Source organism: Actinotignum sp. UMB0459 (assembly GCF_051905915.1).
Taxonomy (GTDB): Bacteria; Actinomycetota; Actinomycetes; order Actinomycetales; family Actinomycetaceae; genus Actinotignum; species Actinotignum sanguinis.
On record NZ_JBQAIK010000021.1, the window covers coordinates 37,404 to 61,595 of the forward strand.

Below are 24,192 nucleotides of genomic sequence, written 5' to 3' on the forward strand. Positions count from 1 at the left end.
CCGGTCCCGGCCGGAGCCGCTGCCCTCGTTGTTTCGGTTCTTCTTCACCCCTATCAGGAGTTGTGATCACGTGGCCTCCCAGCGCCGCTCCGTCGTGGACAAAATCGCTGTTGCGTCCCCGCGCGGCACCCTCGCCGTCGCTTCGGTTCTCGTGGGACTTGTCTCTCCCTTCATCACGCTATCGGGAGAAAACGCCACCACGATTGTGTTCTTCCGCTTCGGTCTCGCTTTCCTTGCCCTACTGCCCATGGTGGTCCATGAATGGCGCCAGTACGGGCCGATGCGTCGCGCTGACCTGCTGCTCTACGCGGTATGCGGGGTGTGCTTCGGGGTGGATATGGCCTTGTGGACGCCGTCGGTACTACTAGCCGGCCCCTCGGTTTCCGCTGTGGTGGTCAATTACGTGCAGGCCCTCGCGGTACCGTTGGTCGCCTGGATTTTCTTCCGCAACCGGGTCCCGTGGATGTTTTTCGTGGCCGCGCCTTTTTCCCTCGGCGGGATTTTCTTACTTTCCGGTATTCTCGACGGCGCCGGCGGATCCGATCTGGTACGCGGCATTATCCTCTCCGCGCTCGCGGGCCTGACCTATACCGTCTACGTGGTCCTCACCGGGCGCACAAATTCTCCGCACCATCAGGGCACCGCCATGGCGATCGTCTGCCTGGTAACCACGGTGGTGTCCACCCCGCTGCTCATTGCCACCCACGGGCCTCTCACCCTCGCACTCTCAGCGAGTTCCTGGGGATGGATGATTCTTATCGCGCTTTCCAGCCAGGTACTGGGATGGTTGTTCTGCCAGGCAAGTATGCCCCTCGTTAATCCCTCGGTGGCCGCTACCCTTATTTTGATTCAGCCCCTGAGTGCCATTATTTTTTCCGCGCTACTGGTTGGAGAACGGCTCTCCGCCCTGCAATGGTTGGGCGCCATTATTATGCTGCTCGGGATCTTCCTCATCGGGCGTGCGCCCAAGCGCCGCTACCGGCTCGGGATCAAGCGGCCTTCGCTGCGGATTCGCCGCCGCCACGCATAACTACCCACTGCGCTACCAGAGCGCCCGGGTTACGGTATCAGCCAGGAGCCGCCCGCGCCGGGTCAAAACAAGGCGCCCGGAGCGCGCTATTTCTGCCTCTACTAAACCATCGCGAACCAGACCCGCCACCACCGCGGCATCCACGCCCCGCGGAATATCAATTCCCCGGCTCATCCGAATACCGAGCATGATTTTTTCTTCGCGTTGTTCAGCCGGACTGAGAATTTCCCGCTCCAGGGCCGGCGAGCTAATCGCCGAGTGGCTCATGGCTACCTCGCCCGCCGCGCGTGGCGCGGCGGCGCCGTCGTCGTTTCCAATCCCGCGAGCCCAGACGCGATCCGCGTACGCGCGCGGGTGTTTGACGTTCCAAAACCGTACCCCGTTAATATGCGAGTGCGCGCCGGGGCCGTAACCCCACCAATTCGCGTTCTCCCAGTAATAGCAATTGTGCCGGCATTCGTGACCGGGGCGGGCCCAATTGGAAATTTCGTACCAGCGGTAGCCGGCCGCGCTGAGAATATCGTCCGCGACCTCGTATTTATCGGCGAGCTCATCCGGATCGGGGAGGCTAATGAGGCCGCGGCGGGCCTGCATGCCCATTTTGGTTCCCGGTTCCACCATGAGTCCGTAGGCACTGATATGCGCCGGTTCGAGGGCAAGAGCCGCGGCCAGGGAGGTGCGCCACTGCCCCATTGTTTCCCCGGGCGCACCGTAAATGAGGTCGAGGGAATACTCCAGGCCCAACTCGCGCGCCCACGCGCATACGCGTTCTACCTGCCCGGGGCTGTGCTGGCGGTCGAGGGTGCGCAGCACCTCGGGTACGGCTGATTGCATCCCGAAAGAGATGCGGGTGAAACCGCCGGCGCGCAGGGTCGCGAGGGCCGCGCGGTCCACGGATTCCGGATTGCATTCCGTGGTGATTTCGGCACCCTCAGCCAGGCCGAAAGCGCTTGCGAGATCCGCGAGCACCGAGACGAGCTGCCGGGCGTCCAACAGGGTGGGCGTGCCGCCCCCGAAGAATACGGTGCGCAGCGCGGCGCGATTGGTGCCGGTGTCGAGAACCGCGCGCGAGAGCGCTATTTCACGGGCGAGGGACGCCGGGAAATCATCGCGGCCCGCCCCCGGCCCGAAGCTCGGCTTGGTGTAGGTATTGAAATCGCAGTACCCGCAGCGCACCGTGCAGAAAGGAATGTGGACGTAAGCGGAGAAACCGGCGCTCACATCCGGGTTCGGGAGGATGCCGGAAGCCGGAGCCGGCTCACCGTGCGGAAGGGAAGCCATCGGAGACTAGGCTCGCACCGCGAGAATATCGTGGATGGTGCGCCCGGCCGCAATGCCGCGTTCCTCAAAACGAGTCAAAACCCGTTCTTCCCACCGCGGTGCGAAACCGCCGCGCTCCGGGGTGGGATCCGCGGGGTTCGGGCGTTCACCGGCATGCGGATTCGTGAAGTACGGGGATGCTTCGACGACGTCGCGCATCTGCCAGGCGTAATTATCCCAATCCGTGGCCAGCCGCCACGCGCCTCCTTCCCGGAGCATCCCGGCCACCACCGTGGCAAAAGGCGCGGCCACCAGGCGGCGCTTGTGGTGGCGGGCTTTGCGCCAGGGATCGGGGAAGAATGTCCACACCTGCTCGACGCGCGGATTGGCAGCATTCGGATGGGTGGCGCTGCGCTCCGGCCCGCACGTGGTCACATCCTCCCCGCGCACCAGGCCCGCGCATTCCAGGCCAAAGAGGACGGGGAGCGCCTGGGCGGCGTCGGCCTCCAGCACCCGCACGTTCGTTACGCCCGCACGCAGAATACTGGCCACGCAGCGCGCCGCGCCGGGAGCCCACGCTTCGACGAGCAGCACATTATATTCGGGGTGGCGCTGCGCGAAGGAGACCCCGTGTTCGCCCGAACCCGGACCGATTTCCACGGCGAGCGGGGCCGCGCGGCCAAAAACTTCCGTGAGGTCACAGCGCGCATCGAGGGCAACCGTGGTGGCCTGGGGGCCGGGTGCCAGCGGCACGAAAAGCTCGGGGTGGCGGGCCACCGTTTCTTCGTGGCGCGCACCCAGGCGGGAACCGCGCAGGGAGAAGGAGCGGATGCGCCATTGGGAGCGATCTGGTGCGGGAGACTCGGCCATGCTTACTTCCCCGTGGGTGCTTCGGAGGTGAGAGCTGCCACGAAAGCTTCTTGGGGCACGTCCACGCGCCCGATGGACTTCATGCGCTTCTTGCCTTCCTTCTGCTTTTCCAACAGCTTGCGTTTACGGGAGACGTCGCCGCCGTAGCACTTGGACAGCACGTCCTTACGCAGGGCCTTAATAGTTTCGCGGGCGATAATGCGCGAACCCACCGCGGCCTGCACCGGGATTTCGAATTGCTGGCGCGGAATGAGGGTTTTGAGTTTCTTCGTCATCTCATTGCCGTAGGAATATGCCTTGTCTTTGTGGACGATAGCGGAGAAAGCATCCACCTGTTCGTGGTTGAGGAGCACATCGACCTTGACTAGATCAGAGGGCTGTTCGCCGGCAATATCGTAATCGAGGGAGGCGTAGCCCTTCGTGCGTGACTTGAGCTGATCAAAGAAATCGGTCACGATCTCCGCTAGCGGCAGCACGTAGTGGATCTCCACCCGTTCGGCCGTAAGGTAATCCATGCCCTGCAGCGCCCCGCGCCGTTCCTGGCACAGCTCCATAATGGAGCCTACGTAATCGGAAGGAGCCAGGATCGTGGCGCGCACGGTCGGCTCGTAAATCTCCCGAATTTTCCCTTCCGGGAATTCCGAGGGGTTGGTGACGGTGAGTTCTTCACCGGCGTCTGTGATGACCCGGTAGATCACCGAGGGCGCGGTGGCAATAATATCGAGGTCGAATTCCCGCTCGAGGCGTTCGCGGATAATCTCCAAGTGGAGCAATCCCAGGAAGCCGCAGCGGAAACCGAAACCGAGGGCCACTGAGCTTTCCGGTTCATACACCAACGAGGCATCATTGAGCTTGAGCTTTTCCAGGGCTTCGCGCAGATTCGGGAAATCAGAGCCGTCCATAGGATAGATCCCGGAATACACCATCGGTTTCGGATCGAGATAGCCGGGCAGGGCTTCGGTGGCACTCTCCCGCGCGCCGGTCACGGTATCTCCCACGCGGGTTTGGCGCACATCCTTCACCCCGGTGATGAGGTACCCCACTTCCCCGGCACCCAGCGCGGTGGTGGGGGTGGGTTCCGGGGAGATCACGCCCAGTTCCAGGAGTTCATGTTCGGTGCGGGTAGCCATGGTCCGCACCTTCGAGCGGGTAGTTAGCTCACCATCAACCACACGCACATAGGTGACGACCCCGCGATAAATATCGTAAACAGAATCGAAAATCATGGCGCGAGCCGGCCCCTCCGGGCGCCCGGAGGGCGCGGGAATCTCCGCGACGATCCGGTCCAGCAGTTCCGGCACGCCCGCCCCCGTTTTCCCGGAAACGGCTAGGCATTCCTCCGGTTCCACACCGAGCAGGGACGCCACTTCTTCCGCGATTTTTTCCGGCTGCGCGGAAGGCAAATCAATTTTATTGAGGACGGGAATAATCGTGAGGTCGTTTTCCATGGCCATATAGAGATTGGCCAAAGTTTGCGCCTCAATCCCCTGGGTGGCATCCACGAGCAGCACCGCGCCTTCGCAGGCCGCCAGCGAACGGTTCACTTCATAGGAGAAGTCCACGTGGCCGGGGGTATCGATCATATTGAGGGCGTAAGCTTTCCCCTCCACCGACCACGGCAACCGCACGGCCTGCGATTTGATGGTGATGCCGCGTTCGCGCTCAATATCCATCCGGTCCAGGTACTGATCGCGCATCTCGCGCTGTTCCACGATGCCGGTGAGCTGGAGCATCCGGTCAGCTAGCGTGGATTTTCCGTGGTCAATATGCGCGATGATACAAAAGTTGCGGATACGCTCGGGCGGTGTGGCGCCCGGAATAATGGCGCGCGATTCCTCAGCGGAAGAAATAGGCACGTCTCTCCTTCACAATAAACTCTGCTCAAGTATAGTCCTTGGACCATAATGGATATGGATATATCGGTCACGGGAGTTGCCATGAATGTTCCTTTGTCAGTGTTAGATTTCGCTACGCGGTACGACGGCGAAGCCCCCGCCGCGGCCCTGCACCGCTGTGTGGACCTCGCCCAGCGCGCCGAGGCTTTGGGATACACCCGGGTGTGGTACACCGAGCATCACAATATGCCCACGGTGATCTCCTCCTCCCCCGCGATTATCATCGGCTACGTCGCCTCCCACACCGCACGGATTCGGCTGGGTGCGGGCGGTGTCATGCTCCCCAATCATTCTCCGCTCGTCGTTGCTGAACAATTCGGGGCCCTTGCGGAGATGTACCCGAACCGTATCGATCTGGGGCTCGGGCGGGCACCGGGCACCGATAGCCGCACCCTCTACGCGCTGCGCCGCGATGCTAGCGCCTATGAGAACTTCCCCCGTGATGTGATGGAACTCCAGGGGTTCCTCGGGGATACTTCCCGGGTACCGGGCGTGGCGGCCTATCCGGGCCAGGGCACCCACGTCCCCCTCATTATTCTGGGTTCTTCGCTTTTCGGGGCGGATCTGGCCGCGCAGCTGGGCCTACCCTATTCTTTTGCTTCTCATTTCGCTCCGCGCCTGCTCCACGAGGCTATCGCCCACTACCGGGAGAATTTCCAGCCCTCCGAAGCCCTTGCCCACCCCTATGTCATTGCGGCGGTAAATGTGACCGCGGCGGAAACGTCGGAGGCTGCCGCGCGGGAATTTGAGCGGGTCAAGCGGGCTCGGGTTCGCAATATGCTGTTGCGCGGGGCGCCCGGCCGCGATATTTCCGATGCGGATCTTGCTGCGGTGCTGGACAGCGCGCAGGGCCGCCAGATCCTCGATATGCTCCGCTACACCGCGGTGGGTAATGCGACCGAGGTGGGCGAGTATCTGCGCACGTTCGCCCGGGATGCCCAGGCCGATGAGCTCATGATTTCGGTGCAGGCCACCTCGCATGAAGAATCACTGGCGTGCTTGGAGCTCACCGCCCGCGGCTACGGCTTGGATAGCTGAGGCAGGCACGGCGCGGGCAGCTAGGCGCGGCGTCGTACCGTATCGCGCAGCGTCGCATCCCCCACGCGCTATCGGCCGCCTCGCACGCCCGCGTTTTCTTTGTGGCACGATGGTCAGTATGCCTCTGTCGCAAAAACTACTCGGAACCGGCGAAGAACTCCTTGTCCATATGCACCCCGATGCCCGGCATTTGTTGCCGCGGGCGCTCGGTGCCGCGGCGGTGGTGTTCCTCGCGGTGCTCGGGGTGGTCGCGCTGCCAGGTAGTTGGCAGCCGCTGGCCGGGTGGCTGGTGGTGGCGGCCGGGGTTCTCACGCTTATTGCGATAGCCGGGTGGCCGTGGCTGCAGTGGTATATGAGCACCGTGAGTATTACCAACCGCCGGATTATCACTCGGCGCGGGGTATTCACGAAGCTCGGGCACGATCTTCCGCTCGCCGCGGTGGCACGGGTGGAGGCGCAACCTACGGGTACCGGCACCTCCGGTTCCCTTCTTGTGACGACGACGTCAGGTGCCACGGTCATTCTGCGCCGCATCGCGAATCTTCCCGCTGTCACCACGTTCCTGAACACGCTACTGGACAAGCGCGCGGGAGAGGGGTTTCACACCGGGACCTCGCGCGAAACCGCCTGATTCTGGTAGTGTTTGGAGATGGACTTTCACCGGTCGGGTGGCAAGTCCTTGTTCTTTCGTAACAACCACGGGTGCCCCACGCCCGCAGTCCTACGAGGAACGCTTCCCTCTCCGACCATATTCATCTATCGCCTAGCGATTGACCGAAAGAGATATTTCATTGGCTAATATCAAGCAGCAGAAGAAGCGCGTTCTGACGAACGAGAAGCGTCGCCTTCGCAACCAGGCCGTTAAGTCGGAACTGAAGACCTACATCCGTAAGACTCGCCTTGCCGTGGAAGCCGGCAATGCCGAAGAAGCGGAAACCCTCCTGGCCGCGGCCTCCCGCAAGCTGGACAAGGCTGTGTCCAAGGGTGTTATTCACCGCAACCAAGCGGCGAACCGCAAGTCGAAGCTTGCTAAGCGCGTGAACGCACTGGCCAAGTAGGCTGTGCCCCGGCCATGCAGGCCGGACCTCCGGCGCGGTTGTATCTCTTATATCTACCGCGCTGATACTTAGAGGAAATTAGAAAAAGCGGCTGGAACCTAGGCGTTCCAGCCGCTTTTCATATCGCTCACGAATTTTCTCATTCTTCTCCTTCGTGCTCGCCCTCGCGGTCCGCTTCCAAACTGCGGCGTTCCGCTTCCAAACGGCGCAGTGTAGCGCGTACTTCGTTTTCACGATGCCGGTGCCACAGCGCAAGGCCGAATAACGCAAGAGTGACAAGGCCGGGGATAAGAGCGTAGTCGTACCACGGGTTATCCCTCACTAGAGCCATTATCACGATACCCAACGTTGCACCGAGCCACGAACTTGCCCATATGAAATATCTCTTCGAGCGCATACCTCCTCCTTAAATCTCATTGCACGGACGATTGATGTTTTTATAAACTACCGAGATGGACACTCACCCAGCAACCCGAGTTCCCCTCATTCTTCTTCCTCGTGCTTGCGTTCCGCTTCCAAACGGCGCAGTGTAGCGCGTACTTCGTTTTCACGATGCCGGTGCCACAGAGCAAGGCCGAATAACGCAAGAGTGACAAGGCCGGGGATAAGAGCGTAGTCATACCAAGAACGCCTCTTCAGTACATTCAGTACAAAGCAGCTCAACACGACACCAAGTGCCAGTTGCGAGAAATAGAAGTACCTCTTCGAACGCATACCCCCTCCTTAAATCTCATTGCACGGACGATTGATTATTTTATAACCTACCGGGGTGAACGCTCCCCACAACAACCTAAGCTCTCCACATTGATTCGGCCCAGGTGCGCCTTTTTCCATAAGGTAACGTGAAAACGTTGCCAAGACGGTTACACAGGCAAGGCCACCAACCCCCGTAACTCCCAACGAACCGCATATGGCATTTCCAAGCACTCCACCGACAGCCATTCCAATCCGCTTATGTTCGTCCGTGTTGAGATAAAGGTATAGATACCAACCTGCGGTCACTCGGAACTGAGGAGCGTAGCCCTGCTCCCTACCCATGAGGGAGAGTTCTTGCGACGACTCTTTCGTCACCTTCCACCGCAAAGATCCCGTTGTTCGAAGCTGACCATCTGGTGGCACGCTTTCCGCTTCAATAAGCACCTTTGCCAAGTCTTGCGCGAGAGCGTCATCCTCACTGGTAGGTATCGACATATTAACATGAGACCCTTGCGGCACCTCGTCACCAGCAACAACTGCCGGGAGAGACCCGCCGCAGGCAAAAGCGAGAGTAACAGGAAGTACGGCGAAACTTTTGATAGACATAGCAATTCCTTCATAGATGTGAATACCTGTGACGCTTATTACAGGTACGATTTCACCGTAACACGAGTCACACTCACCGTAAATCAATTTCCTATTACACTTTTGCAACACTTCATTTAGCGCATATCACGGTTTGTTATATTTCTATCCAACAATCGAATTGAAGTCAGAATCCTGAAAGAAACTTATCTATAAGAGTCGCTAGATATACACGTAGCGCAGGTGGCCGGAACCTGAAAGGTGTTCCGGCCACCTGCGCTAACTGAGGGATTCCCTAAGCGGTTATAGTTGCTCAGCTTGCCCCGGCCACGCCCGGGCTAGGGCGCGGGAGCGAGGCTACCTTAACCGGGGAAAGCCGCATTGATGGCATCCACGGATGCCTTGGCATCGCCGAGCAGCATATCGGTATTCTCATTAAAGAACAGCGGGTTTTGCACCCCGGCATAGCCGGCATTGCCCATGGACCGCTTGAATACGATCACCTTCTTGGCATCCCAGACATGCAGCACCGGCATACCCGCGATAGGCGAACCGGGCTCGGAAGCCGAAGGATTGACCGTGTCATTCGCCCCGATAACCAGCACGACATCGGTATCCGCGAAGGAATCGTTGATATCGTCCATTTCCTCCACGATGTCATAGGGGACTTTCGCTTCGGCCAGCAGCACGTTCATATGCCCGGGCAGGCGCCCTGCTACCGGATGGATAGCGAAACGTACCTCGGTTCCGTTCTCGCGCAGCTTCTTCGTCAGCTCCGCCACCGGATATTGGGCTTGGGCCACGGCCATACCGTAACCGGGAGCAATAATCACCGAGCTGGCGTCCGCGAGCTCTTGGGCCACCTCCGCCGCGGTGGTTTCCGTGTGGCTGCCATAGTCACGCGCCTCTCCGGTAACTGCGCCGTCGGACCCAAAACCGCCCAGGATCACCGAAATGAAAGAACGGTTCATGGCCTTGCACATGATGTAGGAGAGATACGCGCCCGAGGACCCCACCAGCGCTCCGGTGATGATGAGGAGGTCATTGCCGAGGGTGAAGCCAGCCATCGCTGCCGCCCAGCCCGAGTAGGAATTGAGCATTGATACGACGACGGGCATATCACCACCGCCGATCGCGAGCACCATATGTGCCCCGAGCAGCAGCGCAATAATCGTGATGAGGATGAGGGGAATGAGGCCGGCCCCTACCCCGCGGGTCCAGGCGAACCAGATAATAAGCCCCAGGCACGCCAGGATCGCCAGCAAATTGAGAAGATTACGGGCCGGGAGCACCAGCGGCTTGCCGGGAATCTTCCCCGCGAGTTTCAGGTAGGCGCATACCGATCCGGTGAAGGTGATCGCGCCGATGAACACAGCCAAGCCCACTTCGCCCATATGGAAGGCATTTGTGGGGGAGAAATCTTCCCCGGGTTGCTGGAGGAAAGAGTTGTAGCCCACCAGCACCGCTGCCGCGCCCACGAAAGAATGAAGCAGAGCGATGAGTTCGGGCATGCCCGTCATTTCCACGGTGCGGGCCCTCCAAATCCCGATGCCGCCGCCCACCACGAGGGCGAGCACGAGCACCAGCACAACAACAGTGGAAGAAGCCTCCGTGGGGAAAGCGAGAACCACGATAATGGTGGCGACCAGGGCCAACACCATTCCAATGGCGCCCAGAATATTACCTTTCGCGGCGGTTTCCTGTTTGGAAAGCCCGGCCAGAGCGAGAATGAAGAGCAGGGCCGCCACCAGGTAGGCGACAGTTTGCACGCTGAAAGCAACCTTGAGACCACCCAAGTTCGGGGTGGCAAGGGCAAGGACGTCGTTAATAGTAGTGAGCACGGCTTAGCTCCTCTTAAACATAGACAGCATGCGCGCAGTCACCAAGAATCCACCGAAAATATTGATGGAAGCGAGGGTGAGTGCAATAGCGGCAAGGATGGTCACGGCTAGATGTCCCGAACTGAGCTGGAGGATTGCCCCCACCACGATGATTCCGGAAATCGCGTTCGTTACGGACATGAGCGGTGTATGCAGCGCGTGCGTCACCGAGGTGATGACGTAGAAGCCCACCACGCAGGCCAGCATGAAGACGATGAAATGCGAAGTCATGCTCGGCGGGGCCGTGAAGAGAATCCACAGGGCTACCGCCGCTGCCAGCCCGGCCCACAGGTAGCGCAACGGGCTAGGGCGGGACGGTTCAGGGGCGGCCGGCGGTGCGGGAGGCGCTGGAGGCGCAGCCGGCGCGGCCGAGACCTTGATGGGCGGGGGCGGCCAGGCCACCGCTCCCCCGAGGGTGACCAGAATACCGCGCACAATATCATCCTCGGTATCCAGCACCAGCTGGCCGTCCTTACCCGGGGTGGTGAGTTTGAGGAAATTGACGAGGTTCTGCCCGAAAAGCTGCGAGGCTTGGCCGGGCAGGCGTAGGGCAAGATCTTCGTAGCCAATAATCGTGACGCCGTTCTCGGTGTGGACAACTTCTCCCGGGCGAGTACCGGCCACGTTTCCGCCGTTAGCCGCCGCCAAATCAACGATGACGCTGCCGGGTTTCATGGCGGCTACCGCCGCAGAGTCCAATAGTTGCGGGGCCGGCTTGCCGGGGATGAGCGCCGTCGTAATAACAATATCCGCCGCGGCTGCTTCCCGGGCGTAGACCACCCCGGCTGCGTTGGCCTGATCCGCGGTCATTTCACGGGCGTAACCGTCCGCGGATTCCTGGCGTACCGGGATCTCCACGAATTCGGCACCCATGGACTGAACCTGTTCGGCAACATCGGCACGCACGTCCGTTGCCTTGACGATCGCACCCATGGAATTGGCGGTGCCAACCGCCGCAAGCCCAGCAACTCCCGCTCCAATAACGTAGACGGTGGCCGGGGGAACCTTACCGGCGGCGGTAACCTGCCCGGTGAAAAGCCGCCCGAAGTGGGAGGCTGCTTCGATAACGGCACGGTAGCCGGAAATATTGGCCATCGAGGAACGTACATCCATGGACTGAGCGCGCGAAATACGCGGAATTGCGTCAAGCGCCAGGGCCGTGAGTTCACGGCGCGAAAGTTCCTCGATAAGCTCGGGCGAGCCGGCCGGGTTCATACGCGCAATGAGGGTGGCGCCGCGGCTCATGCGGTCAAGGTAGCTCACATCCGGGGCGTCGGTGGCTAAAACAATATCCGCAGCCCAGGCTTCTTGCGCGGAAACGAGGCGTGCGCCCGCGCTTTCGTATTGGCTATCGGGGTAGGACGAGGCCTCCCCCGCCCCCGTTTCCACCACGACCTCGTAGCCCAAAGCGATGAGCTTGGCGACGGTATCGGGGGTGCCCGCCACCAGGGGGTCACCCGGGCGGGTACTTTGTGGTATTCCAACAAGCATAAAGTGCTCCTCAGTACAGCACTACCGTGCTGCGGTCTGCGTGGGCGGCGCTCCAGATACGCCATTGTCGCGCCGCCGCGGGACATTCCTTATTATTCCACGTTTCCCGAAGGGGCCTGAGCACCCCGGCAAGCGTGAGACTGTGCGGGTTAGTCGCTACCGCGTGCGCCGGGCGCGCCCGATGGTGATAATCGCGTGTTCAACAGCGAACTGCGGGTCGCGGGAGGCACCCTTGACCTGTTCATCGGCGAGCGCCACCGCTCGAATGGCTTGCCCGAGTCCGGCATCGCTCCACCCGCGTGCTTCCCGGCGGGCCCGTTGGGCCTGCCAGGGCGCCATTTTCAATTCTCGCTGGGTGATGCCAGGCGCCTGGACAATAGCGAGCTGGCGCAGTTTCGCCGCGAGCGCCGCCACGATGGGAACCGGGTTGACCCGGGTGGCGAAAGCGTGGCGGGCCAGTGCCAAAGCTTGGCCGGTACGCCCGGCCAAGGCAGCATCCGCGATCTCAAAGGGTGTTGCTTCATTGCGCCCGGCATAGAAATCCCGAATATGGTCCTCGGTGATCATCCCCTCCACATCCGCGAGGAGTTGGGAGGTGGCACTGAGTAATTCGCGCAGGTCCTGGCCGAGTGCATCAACGAGCGCCCGCACCGCCCCGTCCGTGATTTTGCGCCCGGCGGCCCGCACATCCGCTGTCACCAAGCGCGCCTTATCGTCATCGCGTTTGATTTTTTCGATCCGGGCTACTTGCCAACCACCCGCCGCGATAACGTCAAGGAGTTTTTTACCGCGGGTACCTCCCCCGTGCTGGATGATCACGGGAATATCCGCATTGGGCTGCGGTAGGTAGGCGAGCATCTCCGTGAGGAACGCGTCATTCATATGTTCGGCGCCGGTGACGATGACGATGCGATGGTCACCAAAAAGTGAAGGTGAGGTGTGCAGGGCGAGGGCCCCGCGTTCATAGGTTGCCGCGTCCACGCGCACGACCTGCACCTCAGGGTGCGCCTGGCGGGCAAGGCTGATGAGGCGGGCCCAGGCGCGCTCGGCAAGGACCGGTTCCGCGCCAACGATGAGGATCACCGGTTCTAAGCGGAGAGCGTCGTACCCGACCGCGCGTTCTTTGGCTGCCATAGCTCCATTCTCTCATGTCATAACCCACCTGCTGCACGGCGGGTGGCTTGGGTGGCGTGGGCTGCGTGGGTGGCTCCTCGCATTCGGAAACGAGGTCCCCTTCCGCCCATGCGATTGCCCCGCACGCGAGGGTGGGATAAATCTGGGCACCGGAATAAAGCTCATAGACGCGTGCGGAGGGATGCCCGTAACTATTCTCCCCCACGGATATCAGGGCAATTGCGGGGTCAAGTTCACGGGCGAGGCGCGCGGATTGGTCCGCGCTTCCGTGATGGGCGACGACGGCGATATCAACCGGCCCGACCGCCCCCACGAGGCGTTCTTGGGCCGGGGCAGTCGCATCTCCGAGAACCACGATGCGTTGAGCAGCCTGGCTAGTGCCACCGCTCGCGCCGGCGTTAGCTGCCCGGCCCGGGCTGTCCACACCATCAGCGTCGAGGAGGATCACGAGGGAATCCGCGTTGGCTTCCTCGGGAATGCTACGCGCACCCGGATGCGGGCTAAGAATCCGGGCGATGGGAACATCATCTACCCGCAAGGTTGTTCCTGCGGCTACCACGTTCACCGGAATGGAATGGGAATCGAGTAAGTCGAGTGCGGTGCGGGACTGGGGCTTCGGGGCGGAATTTGGAGATATCCATACCGCGCTGATTGTTGCGGTGCTGAGAACGTCGCGTAACCCTTCCACGTGATCGGAGTGAAAATGGGAGAGGATGAGGAGATCAAGATGACTCACCTGAGCATCGCTTAGGCAGCGAGCAGCGGCGGGAGTGCGAGGTCCAACATCAATCATTATCGTGTATCCGCGCACCCGGTAGAGGAAAGCTGATCCCTGGCCCACATCGCATTGCACCGCCGTCCAGTTGGAGGGAATCACGGTAGCGCCCGGCCCTCGTGATAGGGCTATAGGACAAAATGTGTTGGTTACGGTTTAGTAGGTTGGGTTCCATTTAGTCCCGTTGTGTAGATCGGTCCATTTTTCGCCCTCACGAGATAAATCACCAGGTCACAACGTCAATATGAATCCCATCACACTAAAATGAGCCAAGTCAGGCGGTGTTGTGCTCTATCCACCTTCAAAGCGATTGTAAAACCACTACGGAAACCCGATGTCTCTAGATGGTGTGGCCGTAAAAACAATTTTGGCAGGATACATGGTTAGCGAAGCTAAACGTTTATTTGGAATTGGAAAGCAAGAAATACCCGGATTGGCGCTGAGTGGATTCACGAATATAACTCAGTACGGCCATAATCTCATTACCCCAAGCTCCCCTGAGCCGTCACTCACCTCCGGCGATAAAAAGCTAAGAAAGAATAACCGAAACTGGAACCTCTTAGAACGGCTCGATAGTGCCGAGCCGTGGGGAATCCCTATCATAGATCCGTGCACGGCAATCCCTAAGAAGCTCATTGCTTTCTCCGAAGCTGCCTCAAAACGAAGCAAGGCAGAAACCGGAACGTGGATTCATTTCTACGAAGATGACTACAAGTTCGAACGACTTTGGAAACACCCGGAACGTTATATCAATAGATTGAGAGAATTTGGGGGAATAATTTCTCCCGACTTCTCGACATACGCGAATATGCCCGCGGCCGAGAAGCTTCATTCGGTTTATCGCAACCAGCTACTTGGAAGTTGGGCACAACACGAGGGTATTCCTGTAATCGCGAATGTGCGCATGTGCGGACCGTATTCAGACGAATACGCATTGGCTGGAATCCCTTGTGGCTCAACGCTCGCCATCGGACTCCATGGCTGCGTGAAAAATCCCGCGAATCGCGCCATCGTCAAAGAAGAAATTCGGCACATCTGTGAAACTAAGCAGCCAACCGCCATCGTTGCCTACGGCTCAGAAAGTGGGAGAGTACTTGATCCCGCACGCGAGCGCGACATCGCAGTTTATCTATTCGAACCAGATTTTCGAACACGTTCAGTCTGTCGGCAGTCCATCTTTTCCGAAAGCAACAATAACAATCCGCGGGGTCCGGGATGCTCACCAGGAACACCGCCAAACCCCGCGGATCGTGTGATGTGCACTAGCGTTTCCGCTACGGCGACATCATGAAATGTGAAATATAGGAACTGTTATTAGATATAGGAACCGTCCGGCTGTGGGAAGAAGCCCACGTGGCTGTAGAACACCGTGAGGGACAGGAAGATCCACAGCATGCCCACGCCCCAGGTCAGGATGGCGGCAATACGCGCCACCCACTTGCTATCCGGAACGAAGGGGGAGAGGATCGCCGAAACCCCGGTGCCCACGTACAGGAACATGACCAGCAGCGGCTCGATCAGCGATCCGGCCATGAGGCGCGCAACCGGCTCGATTTCCGGGGGACGCCACATACCGAAATGCATACCCGCGATACCGAAAAGCACCAGCCCGAAGCCACCAATAGCGGCCACGTAGAGAAGCGGACGCAGCGTGGCCACCAAATCGAGGGGACGCACACCCTTATCCGCAAGCTTTTCAGCGCGCAGAATCGCAATACCGGCGATAAAGGTCAAAATTCCGTAGAAGGCAGCCGGCTCACCGAAGGTGATGTTATCAACGGAGCAGCAGAAAGCGCCGTCGATCTGGGCCAGCGGCCAGGTCAGGGTCATATGAATACCGGTAATCCCCAGGAAGGCACCGGTAGCAACGAAAGTCCAGCCCCACCCGGCCAGGGTGCGGTGATTCGGGTTCGCAGCCACGCGGGCGAAAAGAACCACGAGCACCATAATCGCACCGGCAACGAGCGCCATGGTGGTGTTATACGTAATACCTTGCATGAGCATGGCCCGTTACCTCCTTTCCGAAAGCAGGAATTGGCGGATGGACATCAAGGCGATGGAAGCGGCAAAAGTGATGCACCAGCTCAGGACGCCAAGATCCTGCCCGGTACTTCCGCTTGCCGTGGCCCAGAAGACCAGCCCGATAACGAGTCCAAGCGCGAGGACAACCCAGGTGGCTTTAGCGAGGAGCGACGCCCACCTGGCAACCTTGTGCTCCTCTAGGTCAGTGGGGATGCCACTGAAATCTTGATGATTTTCCATGTGTCAAGCATAACTTAATTTGCCCAGAGTTTTATCAGCTTGCATGGAGCATTTCCCCGGACAATAGTCCCGTGTGACGGAAATCGCTGAAAACTCGCCATTTTGCGCAGGTTTTGTTTTGAGTACGACGCCGCAGTGTGTCTCACCTCCCGGACAGACTCCTATACCCGGTACGAATTCAGCCCGCATCCCCAAAGATGGCTCTTATATCCGGGTTTGCCCTGTTATGGCAGCGAGAAGTCGACCTTATTAAGGTTGAGTACCTCAATGAGCCTGCTTTCCTGACAGCCGCGGGGTGGACAGAAGTGTCAAAGTGCGTCATTCGGGACCGCGCAGGCGCCACAGTACGCGTTAGAGACACGGAATCGGGTGCAAACGGTGCTCTCCCTCGCACTTCGTTTGCGGACCCAGTTCGTACGGATCCGAGCCGGATCCAAGCCAAGGACACGCCGTCATTAGACCCAAGTGTCCTATAGGCCCCAACGCCTTGATCATCAACCGAGCCAGCGGGGAAATAATCGCCGAGTTCACCATCGACCCGACCCGGGATTACCAAAAGAAAAACACGAAGAAAAACGGACACATGACGCGAAACATACCCGGACATATGACGTGAGACATCCAACCCAAAAACACGAAAAATCCCGCGTCACAGGCGGACCTATGACGCGGGACATCACATCGTCGGGCTAGCGGGATTTGAACCCACGACCCCTTGACCCCCAGTCAAGTGCGCTACCAAACTGCGCCATAGCCCGAAGCGATAAGAAAACTTAGCGCTACCCCCGTTCCGAAAACCTGATTTCAACACCGGGTCATCGCCACGTGGACCACATGAGATTACCTCATGAGCGCAGACAAATACAAATCTCAGAAGGTGACGTAGCACGCTCTTCCCTCGGAACTGTGATACGCCCAGCCCGGTGCCATCACTCCGACACAACGGCTCTGACGTATCTTTCGGAACGGATAGCCTCACTAGAGTTATCACCCCGAATCGTTATAGGATTGTTACCGATAAAGACGCGCCCGGGGAGCGCACCAGGGCAGTGAAGGAGAAGTCATATGGCTGAACAATTTGATCCGAGGTCGGCCGCACCCGCGCCTACGGAAACTTCTCGCTTCACCGCTATCGGCGCGCAACCTGATCAACCGGTGGCCGAACGGCATCTCAGTCCGCAAGAATGTACCGCTATTGATGCGCTCCCTGCCGGCTCCGCGCTCCTGATTGCGCTCTCCGGTCCTAATTCCGGAGCTCGGTTCCTTCTTGATGGGGAAGTGACGAATGCGGGACGTTCCCCACGTGCCGATATTTTTCTTGACGACGTCACTGTTTCCCGTAAGCACGTTCAGTTCTTCCGCCGCGGCGATACGTTCCACGTGCGTGATTCCGGTTCTCTCAACGGCACTTACGTAAATCGGGAACGAGTCGATGACGCTGTACTCCGCACCGGTGATGAGATCCAAATCGGAAAATTCCGGTTAACTTTCTACGCTTCGCGAGCCGGTGCGTGATACACCGGTGATATCTCGCGCTTCTACGGCCACTCCGGATTCTTCCTTCCCGCACACTTGCGCGCCGCGCCGCATGCGGACGGATGGCAGCCCGAGCACCTGGCCCCATGACCTCAGCCACGAACCAACTCTGCGTATCGGGGAGGTTCGCCGTGCACTCACGGACGAGTTCCCCATGCTCTCGGTTTCAAAGATCCGGCATTACGAATCCATTAATCTTATTTCTCCTTATCGCACCGCTACTAATCAGCGACTTTTTTCCACCTCGGATACCGAGCGTTTGCGCTTCATCCTGAGGGAACAGCGTGATCGTTTCCTACCCCTCGATCAAATCCGGGAGGAGCTGCGTCAGCTCGACGAGGGCATCATTGAGGCCCCGGGACGCCCCGGGGGAATGCGCGCCGTCGCCGCACCGGAAGTGCGCCGCCCGAAACCGGGCGAACGTATTACTCAAGCCGAACTGGCCGATATGACCGGAGCGGCTCTGGGCACCATTGAGGAGCTCGTCACCGCTGGCATCCTTGCTACCGACGCACGCGGGCGCCTATCCGCCCAATCGGCGGATATTGTGCGTTACTGCGTGATGCTGCTGGAAGCCGGTTATGATCTACGTCAGATTCGCAGCGTCAAAAATTCCGCACACGCTCAAGCCGTGATGATTACCACCCAGCTAGCTACCGAGCTGGCAAAGAAAACACCGGTTGCCTCCGAGCGCGCCCTCAACCAGGCCGCCGAAGACGGCACCACCATCGCGCGGCTTTACGGTGCTCTTCTCACGGAAAACGTCGAAGTGGAACTGCGCTAAGGTGCGTTCCACCGCCGCGCTCACGGGGCACGTTTTCAACCTCGTCTTAATGCACTAAGGCCAGCTCGCCGCTCCGGCAAGTAGCCTTTTGCGCAAAAATGAACCACGTCAGGCAGACAGCACCACCCACTCAGGAGTAAGGTGGCAGTACAACTTCATATCGATTGAACCGAACCCAGGTCATGCTGGGCACCTCAACTAGCAGGAGACAATTAATGTCAGGTTCTGTGGAAACCCAAGGTATCGACCTTGTATCGCCCCACGAAAGGTACGGTCGCCCCCGCGATCTTTTCTTCCTGTGGGCGGGCACAACCACTAATATTTTTACCGTGTCCTACGGCGCCATGCTGGTGCTGCTTTACGGACTTTCATTCACGCAAGCGCTCGCCGTTATCGTAATCGGCAACGTTATCGCATACCCGCTTCTCGCGCTAACCTCCATTCAAGGGCCGCTAACCGGCACCACCACGATGACCATTTCGCGAGCATCACTCGGTACTCGCGGAGCTCGTATTAATGGAGTTTTGTCCTGGCTGATGCTCATCGGCTTCGAAGCCGGGGGACTCATTCTCGTTTACTATGCCTGTGAGGCACTCCTCGCTCGTGCGGGTATCGCCCTGGAGGGCGGCGCGCAGATTACCGTCGTCGTTCTTCTTGCGGGTATTCAGCTTCTTCTTCCCCTTCTTGGCCACCGGATACTCATGGCAGCACAAAAATACGCAACCATGATTTTCACGGTGGCTTTTATTGTGTTAGCAGCCCTCATTATTCCGCAGGCCGCGCCGGGCGCCTCCGCGGGTACCGATTCGCTCTTCACCATGATTTCTGCAACCTCGCTCGTTATTGTTTCGGGCGGGCTTTCCTGGGCGCCAAGCGGAGCAAATTTCTCCCGTTATCTACCCGCTAATTCTTCGCCACTCGCAGTGGGAACCTGGGCGGCGCTGGGTGGGTTTATTCCCTACGTGCTACTCCAGACCCTCGGGGCCGCGATGGCAACTGTAGCGGTTCCCGCTGAGGTGGAACTTTCTAATCCGCTGGCCGTCCCGGCGATCCTCAGCCCGGCGTTTGCGGTACCTTTCCTCATTCTTGTTATGGTCGGTTTGCTGCTCCAAAACGGCACCAACCTCTATTCTTCCGGCCTGAATTTGCAGACCGCCGGTATCCACGTTCCGCGCATGGTTATCGTGTGCATCGATAGCCTCATCTGCGTGGCCATCTGCATTTTCGCGATCCAGCAGGAAGCGTTCTACAGCCTCCTCAATGCTTTCGCCGCCTCGCTAAGCATCTGGCTGGCGCCGTGGGTGACCGTATATTTGCTGGATTGGGTGGCCCGGCACGGCACCTACCATCTTTCCGGCCTGGCCATTGAATCCCACGGCCCGTACTGGGGCAGCGGTGGGGTGCGCTGGTCCGGAATGGCCGCGCTGCTGGGCGGCATGCTCTGCTCAGCGCTCTTCACAAACTCTGGCTACCTGGTGGGCCCGCTCACCCGACTCCTCGTGGATGTGCCCGCCGCGGCACCGGATCTGTCCATTCCCGCCGGAGTGATCGCCTCCGCGCTAATCTACCTGGCTCTGCGCCCGGTGCGCGAACGCGAACGCGCTGCCCGCCGGGCCTTCATTACCGCTGCCTAAAGGCCGCATACCGTCACCCCGCAACAACGTCATTATTTTTAGGAGAAACTCATGCCTCATCGTCAGCTTCTTGATGTCGCCTACGGGCGCGCCCACGCCGACACCATTATTGACAACGGAATTCTGGTAAACGTTCTCACTGGGGAAACCTACCCCGCCTCCGTCGCCATCGCTTACGGGCGCGTGGCCGCGGTGGGGAACGTGGACGCGCAGCGCGGCCCGAACACCACCATTATTGATGCCGACGGCGCCTATCTGACTCCCGGTCTCATTGACGGGCATCAGCACATCGAATGCTCCAAGCTTTCCGTGACGATGTTCGCGGATCTGGTATCCCGCTACGGAACAACCTCCGTTATTTCCGGCCTCGACCAGATCCTGGTATCCGCAGGCCTGGAAGGCGTCAAGGAATTCCTGGCCGAAGCCGAAGAATCCTCCATGCGAGTGTGGTGGGGTGCGCCCGCTAAAGCTCCCTACACGGTTCCTGAATCTACCGTGGGGCACCGTTTCGCGGTGGAAGACCATCGGAAAGTGCAGCGCATGCCCGAATGCGTGGGCTTGTGGGAAACCGTGCAGGAAATGGTGGAATACGGTGATGAAGAAGTCCTCACCGCCATGGACCTGGCCGAGGAAAACCGCCTGCACGCCTTTGGCTGCGCACCGCTCGTGGATGCCCGCCGGGTAGCCGGCTACGCAGCTTCGGGCGTGACGCTGTGTCACGAATCCTATTCTCCGGAAGAAGAACTGGAGAAGATGCGTAACGGCATCAATATCCTTATCCGGGAATCCACCGCCGCCCCGATGCTCGAGGAAAATATTAAGCTCATCACCGAGATGGGCGCCCCGGCCCACCGGGTTGGTTTCTGTACCGACGATGTGACGGCCACCGATATTTTGGGCCGCGGCCACCTCGATTACGTGGTGCGCCTGGCCATTGCGAAGGGAATTGATCCCGTCACCGCGATCCAGATGGCCACGATTAACACCGCGCGGATGTTCCAACTCGATGACCGCATCGGTGCGATTGCTCCGGGGCGTTTCGCGGATATTCTCTTCGTTGATTCCCTCGATGATTTCCGGCCCCGCACCGTCCTCAAGGGTGGGAGGATCGTGGCGCAGAACGGTGCCGCCGTGCACGCCCCGCATGCACCGCAGCGCACCGCAGCGGTGCTCGATACCTTCAAGCTCGCCCCGGTCAGCGCTGATCGCATCGCAGTTCGGGTTGCCGATTCGGCTACCTCGGCGCGAGTGCGCACCATCGTGCTCTCCAAGGATGTTGCCTTCAAGCGCCCCGGAGCTGAGGTGGAACTCCCGGTGGTGAACGGCAAGGTGCAACCCGATACTGCCCAGGATGCCGTTTATGTATGCGTAGCGGAACGCTACGGCAAAACCACGAATTTGCCCGTTGCTTTTATTCAGGGCTTCGGCCTCAAGCGCGGGGCAATTGCCACCTCGGCGGCCCCGGACGATAACAATGTGGTGTGCGCGGGAGTAAACCCGGAGGATATCGCGCTGGCGATTAATCAAGTTTCCCGCCTGGGCGGGGGACAGGTTGCGGTGTGTGATGGCGAGGTTGTTGCCTCCCTGCCCCTCCCGGTGGGTGGCATTGTTGCCGACCTGGTAGCCGAAGATATGGCCACCGCCGAAGCGGAGATGGACCGGGCTGCCCGGGAGGTGCTGGGTGCGGATCTCGATTCGCCCTTTGGCCAGCTCATCTTCCTGTCCATCACCGCGATTCCCGATTGGGCGATCACCGATCTCGGCCTCATTGACTGCGTCAAATTTGACGTCGTCGATCCCGTTATTGCAACACGGTAACGTAACGGGTACCCGCGAACGTAACCACGCAGAAAGGAAAAATATGACTGCGATATCGCCCTTCGTGCAGGGTCTGCCCAAAGTTGAGCTCCACCTGCATATTGAAGGCACCCTGGAACCCGATCTCAAATTCAAGCTCGCCGCGCGCAATGGCGTAGAGCTGCCTTACGCCAGCGAGGAGGAGGTGCGGGCTTCCTACCAATTCGATGACCTCGCCTCTTTCCTGGACGCTTATTACGAAGGCATGAGCGTGCTGCTCACCGCGGAGGATTTCTATGACCTCGCGATGGAGTATTTCCGCAAGGTAGCGCGCCAAAACGTTCGTTACGTGGAGATGTTCTTCGATCCGCAGGCGCATACCTCGCGCGGGGTGGAATTCCATACCGTGATCTCCGGGCTGCGCCGTGCCCAGATTGAGGCGCGCGAACAGCTGGGTGTGGACAGCGCTCTGATTATGTGTTTCCTGCGGGATTTCCAGGCCGAATACGCCATGGCAACCCTGCTGGAATCCCTGCCGTACCGCCCCTGGATAATCGGCGTGGGGCTTGATTCGGATGAAACCGGCAACCCGCCCGCCAAGTTCGGGGCCGTCTTCGCGAAGGCCCGCGAGCTGGGATATCAGCTGACGATGCACTGCGATGTTGATATTGCAGATTCAGCGGAGCATATTCGTCAGGTTCTCGAGGACGTGCGGGTGGACCGCGTGGACCACGGTACGAATGTGGTGGAAAAGCCCGAGTTGGTGGAATACATGGCTGAGCACGGTATCGGTCTGACCTCCTGCCCGATCTCCAATACCTGGGTCTCCGACGGCTCTAAGGTGGGACTGCTCACCGAACTGGATAAGCGGGGGGTCAAGGTTACTGTCAATTCGGACGACCCGGCCTATTTCGGTGGCTATATCGCGGAGAATTACCAACGCGTGGCGGACGAAGCCGGGGCAGATGAGGAGACCCTCAAGCGTTTCGCGCGCAATGCGGTGGATATTTCCTGGGCGCCGGCCTCGCTCAAGGAACGCATCGCCGCGGAGATTGCTGCCTACGAGGGCTAGGTGAGGTAGGCGCTGGGGCGTGCGCGCGAGGCATCTCGCATGCTCGCCTCAGGTACCTCAACTGTCACAATAACATCGCATGTATCGTTTATCACATCGCGATGGGAACGACGGCGCCGGCCGCTTCCCGCGTGGGAGCGTGCCGGCGCCGCGGGCTTTAAGTGGCGGGAACTAGCCAATTTGTGGAGTGGATGCGGTAGGCTAGGGGAGTAGTAAACAGTGCTTTCTTGCGGCACCTTACCCTAAAGCTCAAGTTGAGCTTTAGACACGCCGCGCCGGGCGCTGACCCGCTGGCCGGCCTGCTATATCGTGGTAGCTAACACTGGCAACCGGCCAGAATCCACGCTGCGAAACGGAGAGACTATGAGCGACGCGACCGCCAAAGACGCGACGTATCGGCGCACCCAACCGATGCTCTTCGGCGATCCTCTTCCCGAGCTTGACGCCGAAACCGGCTACCGCGGTCCGATTGCCTGCAAGGCAGCAGGCATCACCTACCGTCAACTCGATTACTGGGATCGCACCGGTCTTGTTTCACCTACCGTGCAAAATGCGTCGGGTTCCGGCAGCCAGCGTCTCTATTCTTTTAAAGACATCCTGGTCCTCAAGGTGGTTAAGCGCCTCTTGGATACCGGGGTATCACTCCAGCAGATTCGGGTTGCGATCGCACAGCTCAAGGATCGCGGAGTGGAAGATCTGGCCGGTATCACCCTCATGTCTGACGGTGCTTCGGTCTACGAATGCACCTCCGATGATGAAGTGATCGACCTGGTCAAGGGCGGCCAGGCTGTTTTCGGCATCGCGGTTGGCCGGGTTTGGCGTGAAATCCAGGGTTCGCTTTCCGAGCTTCCCACCGAACGCGCTGAAGAAGAAGTGGTGGATGAATTGGCGCAGCGGCGGGCCGCCAAGCGCCGCCGCGGTGCATAACTCACAATTCTTTTACCATCCAGGTCCGTTGCCGAAGTGCAGCGGACCTGTTTCGTTTATTATCAAGGCTCCAGGTAGCTCTTGCTCATTTCCTACCCTGGCGAGCAACGTCACTCAGCAGTATAGAAACCCGGCACCGTTACCACGTAAACGAAACCTCTGGAGGAAGCTTTTATAGCTTCGTTTCCAGAGGCTTCGTTTACATTACTGTTTTCCCGTAATCGTAGTGGCTAATTTCCGTAGTTATTTTCTATCCCAATGGCGCAACCGAACGAAGGCAAGGCCGGTGGCAAGAAGCAGTACAACTCCTGCAATACCACCAGCTGCTGCCGTTCCTGTATGCGCGAGCTTTTTGGCGGAAGTGGAACTGATTGCATTGTCGGTACCCGAATTTGTGGGATTAGGACTGGGAGTCCCCGGTTTCGTTCCCGGGTCGTCATCAGGCTTCGTTCCCGGATCACCACCAGG

At 59.5% G+C, this 24,192-nt stretch carries 24 protein-coding genes and 1 tRNA gene; 11 read left to right on the forward strand and 14 right to left on the reverse strand.

Features of this window, described 5'->3' with window-relative positions; all coding sequences use genetic code 11:
- Positions 1 to 70: 70 nt before the first annotated feature.
- A complete protein-coding gene (locus ACTFPK_RS08630) occupies positions 71 to 1,030 on the forward strand; it encodes a DMT family transporter (RefSeq protein ID WP_126134516.1) in 960 nt (319 codons plus the stop codon).
- A gap of 12 nt (positions 1,031 to 1,042) precedes the next feature.
- On the opposite strand, the gene hemW is transcribed toward ACTFPK_RS08630, so the two are convergent.
- The 3 genes from hemW to lepA are packed head-to-tail and all read right to left on the reverse strand — an operon-like array spanning position 1,043 to position 5,016.
- Positions 1,043 to 2,311, reverse strand: coding sequence for a radical SAM family heme chaperone HemW (hemW, locus tag ACTFPK_RS08635; RefSeq protein WP_274733032.1), 1,269 nt, complete (start codon positions 2,309 to 2,311; stop codon positions 1,043 to 1,045).
- A 6-nt stretch (positions 2,312 to 2,317) separates the two neighbouring features.
- Positions 2,318 to 3,160: a tRNA (guanine(46)-N(7))-methyltransferase TrmB gene (trmB, locus tag ACTFPK_RS08640; protein ID WP_274733030.1), complete on the reverse strand. Its 843-nt coding sequence runs from the start codon at positions 3,158 to 3,160 to the stop codon at positions 2,318 to 2,320.
- 2 nt (positions 3,161 to 3,162) lie between these two features.
- Positions 3,163 to 5,016 (reverse strand): translation elongation factor 4, encoded by a 1,854-nt coding sequence (lepA, locus tag ACTFPK_RS08645; RefSeq protein ID WP_126134519.1) that lies wholly within the window; start codon positions 5,014 to 5,016, stop codon positions 3,163 to 3,165.
- Between the two features lie 54 nt (positions 5,017 to 5,070).
- Here lepA and ACTFPK_RS08650 point away from each other — a divergent pair, with 54 nt between their 5' ends.
- The 3 genes from ACTFPK_RS08650 to rpsT all read left to right on the forward strand — a co-directional run bounded on the left by ACTFPK_RS08650 (position 5,071) and on the right by rpsT (position 7,151).
- Positions 5,071 to 6,093: an LLM class flavin-dependent oxidoreductase gene (locus ACTFPK_RS08650; RefSeq protein ID WP_274736524.1), complete on the forward strand. Its 1,023-nt coding sequence runs from the start codon at positions 5,071 to 5,073 to the stop codon at positions 6,091 to 6,093.
- Positions 6,094 to 6,211: 118 nt separating this feature from the next.
- Entirely contained in the window at positions 6,212 to 6,724 is a 513-nt protein-coding gene (locus tag ACTFPK_RS08655) for a PH domain-containing protein (protein ID WP_274733025.1), read from the forward strand.
- 160 nt (positions 6,725 to 6,884) lie between these two features.
- Positions 6,885 to 7,151: a 30S ribosomal protein S20 gene (gene rpsT, locus ACTFPK_RS08660; RefSeq protein WP_016442875.1), complete on the forward strand. Its 267-nt coding sequence runs from the start codon at positions 6,885 to 6,887 to the stop codon at positions 7,149 to 7,151.
- 139 nt (positions 7,152 to 7,290) lie between these two features.
- Here the strand turns inward: rpsT and ACTFPK_RS08665 are convergent, their stop codons facing one another.
- From ACTFPK_RS08665 to ACTFPK_RS08695, 7 genes are all read right to left on the reverse strand, one after another.
- Positions 7,291 to 7,482, reverse strand: coding sequence for a hypothetical protein (locus ACTFPK_RS08665; RefSeq protein WP_274733023.1), 192 nt, complete (start codon positions 7,480 to 7,482; stop codon positions 7,291 to 7,293).
- 152 nt (positions 7,483 to 7,634) lie between these two features.
- Positions 7,635 to 7,865, reverse strand: a complete 231-nt coding sequence (locus ACTFPK_RS08670; RefSeq protein WP_274733021.1) for a hypothetical protein — start codon at positions 7,863 to 7,865, stop codon at positions 7,635 to 7,637.
- A gap of 9 nt (positions 7,866 to 7,874) precedes the next feature.
- The gene (locus tag ACTFPK_RS08675; RefSeq protein ID WP_274733019.1) at positions 7,875 to 8,453 is read right to left on the reverse strand and encodes a hypothetical protein; all 579 of its coding nucleotides are present in this window, start codon (positions 8,451 to 8,453) and stop codon (positions 7,875 to 7,877) included.
- 341 nt (positions 8,454 to 8,794) lie between these two features.
- On the reverse strand, positions 8,795 to 10,273 hold the full coding sequence (pntB, locus tag ACTFPK_RS08680) for a Re/Si-specific NAD(P)(+) transhydrogenase subunit beta (RefSeq protein ID WP_375712888.1): 1,479 nt from the start codon (positions 10,271 to 10,273) through the stop codon (positions 8,795 to 8,797).
- 3 nt (positions 10,274 to 10,276) lie between these two features.
- Positions 10,277 to 11,803: a Re/Si-specific NAD(P)(+) transhydrogenase subunit alpha gene (locus ACTFPK_RS08685; RefSeq protein ID WP_016442877.1), complete on the reverse strand. Its 1,527-nt coding sequence runs from the start codon at positions 11,801 to 11,803 to the stop codon at positions 10,277 to 10,279.
- Positions 11,804 to 11,959: 156 nt separating this feature from the next.
- Complete coding sequence (holA, locus tag ACTFPK_RS08690) at positions 11,960 to 12,886, reverse strand: DNA polymerase III subunit delta (RefSeq protein WP_439911438.1); 927 nt, start codon at positions 12,884 to 12,886, stop codon at positions 11,960 to 11,962.
- Entirely contained in the window at positions 12,801 to 13,814 is a 1,014-nt protein-coding gene (locus tag ACTFPK_RS08695) for a ComEC/Rec2 family competence protein (RefSeq protein WP_439911439.1), read from the reverse strand. The genes holA and ACTFPK_RS08695 overlap by 86 nt, the downstream gene beginning before the upstream one ends.
- A gap of 232 nt (positions 13,815 to 14,046) precedes the next feature.
- Here ACTFPK_RS08695 and ACTFPK_RS08700 point away from each other — a divergent pair, with 232 nt between their 5' ends.
- Positions 14,047 to 15,003 (forward strand): DUF4417 domain-containing protein, encoded by a 957-nt coding sequence (locus tag ACTFPK_RS08700; RefSeq protein ID WP_016442794.1) that lies wholly within the window; start codon positions 14,047 to 14,049, stop codon positions 15,001 to 15,003.
- A gap of 23 nt (positions 15,004 to 15,026) precedes the next feature.
- Here the strand turns inward: ACTFPK_RS08700 and ACTFPK_RS08705 are convergent, their stop codons facing one another.
- The 3 genes from ACTFPK_RS08705 to ACTFPK_RS08715 all read right to left on the reverse strand — a co-directional run bounded on the left by ACTFPK_RS08705 (position 15,027) and on the right by ACTFPK_RS08715 (position 16,732).
- Entirely contained in the window at positions 15,027 to 15,716 is a 690-nt protein-coding gene (locus tag ACTFPK_RS08705) for a DUF981 family protein (RefSeq protein ID WP_016442795.1), read from the reverse strand.
- Positions 15,717 to 15,722: 6 nt separating this feature from the next.
- Complete coding sequence (locus ACTFPK_RS08710) at positions 15,723 to 15,974, reverse strand: hypothetical protein (protein ID WP_016442796.1); 252 nt, start codon at positions 15,972 to 15,974, stop codon at positions 15,723 to 15,725.
- A 684-nt stretch (positions 15,975 to 16,658) separates the two neighbouring features.
- Positions 16,659 to 16,732 (reverse strand) — tRNA-Pro (locus tag ACTFPK_RS08715).
- A 307-nt stretch (positions 16,733 to 17,039) separates the two neighbouring features.
- Here ACTFPK_RS08715 and ACTFPK_RS08720 point away from each other — a divergent pair.
- From ACTFPK_RS08720 to ACTFPK_RS08745, 6 genes are all read left to right on the forward strand, one after another.
- Positions 17,040 to 17,489: an FHA domain-containing protein gene (locus tag ACTFPK_RS08720; protein ID WP_016442798.1), complete on the forward strand. Its 450-nt coding sequence runs from the start codon at positions 17,040 to 17,042 to the stop codon at positions 17,487 to 17,489.
- Positions 17,482 to 18,294, forward strand: a complete 813-nt coding sequence (gene ftsR, locus ACTFPK_RS08725; RefSeq protein ID WP_231366710.1) for a transcriptional regulator FtsR — start codon at positions 17,482 to 17,484, stop codon at positions 18,292 to 18,294. The genes ACTFPK_RS08720 and ftsR overlap by 8 nt, the downstream gene beginning before the upstream one ends.
- A gap of 215 nt (positions 18,295 to 18,509) precedes the next feature.
- Positions 18,510 to 19,928 carry a purine-cytosine permease family protein gene (locus ACTFPK_RS08730; protein WP_016442800.1) on the forward strand — a complete coding sequence of 473 codons (1,419 nt, stop codon included), beginning with the start codon at positions 18,510 to 18,512 and terminating at the stop codon, positions 19,926 to 19,928.
- A gap of 51 nt (positions 19,929 to 19,979) precedes the next feature.
- Positions 19,980 to 21,746 carry an adenine deaminase C-terminal domain-containing protein gene (locus tag ACTFPK_RS08735; RefSeq protein WP_016442801.1) on the forward strand — a complete coding sequence of 589 codons (1,767 nt, stop codon included), beginning with the start codon at positions 19,980 to 19,982 and terminating at the stop codon, positions 21,744 to 21,746.
- 43 nt (positions 21,747 to 21,789) lie between these two features.
- Positions 21,790 to 22,797, forward strand: a complete 1,008-nt coding sequence (gene add, locus ACTFPK_RS08740) for an adenosine deaminase (protein ID WP_016442802.1) — start codon at positions 21,790 to 21,792, stop codon at positions 22,795 to 22,797.
- Between the two features lie 363 nt (positions 22,798 to 23,160).
- Positions 23,161 to 23,724: a MerR family transcriptional regulator gene (locus tag ACTFPK_RS08745; RefSeq protein WP_016442803.1), complete on the forward strand. Its 564-nt coding sequence runs from the start codon at positions 23,161 to 23,163 to the stop codon at positions 23,722 to 23,724.
- A 243-nt stretch (positions 23,725 to 23,967) separates the two neighbouring features.
- Here ACTFPK_RS08745 and ACTFPK_RS08750 read toward each other — a convergent pair.
- Positions 23,968 to 24,192 (reverse strand): hypothetical protein (locus ACTFPK_RS08750; RefSeq protein ID WP_410374523.1); only part of this gene is annotated, 225 nt, incomplete at its 5' end.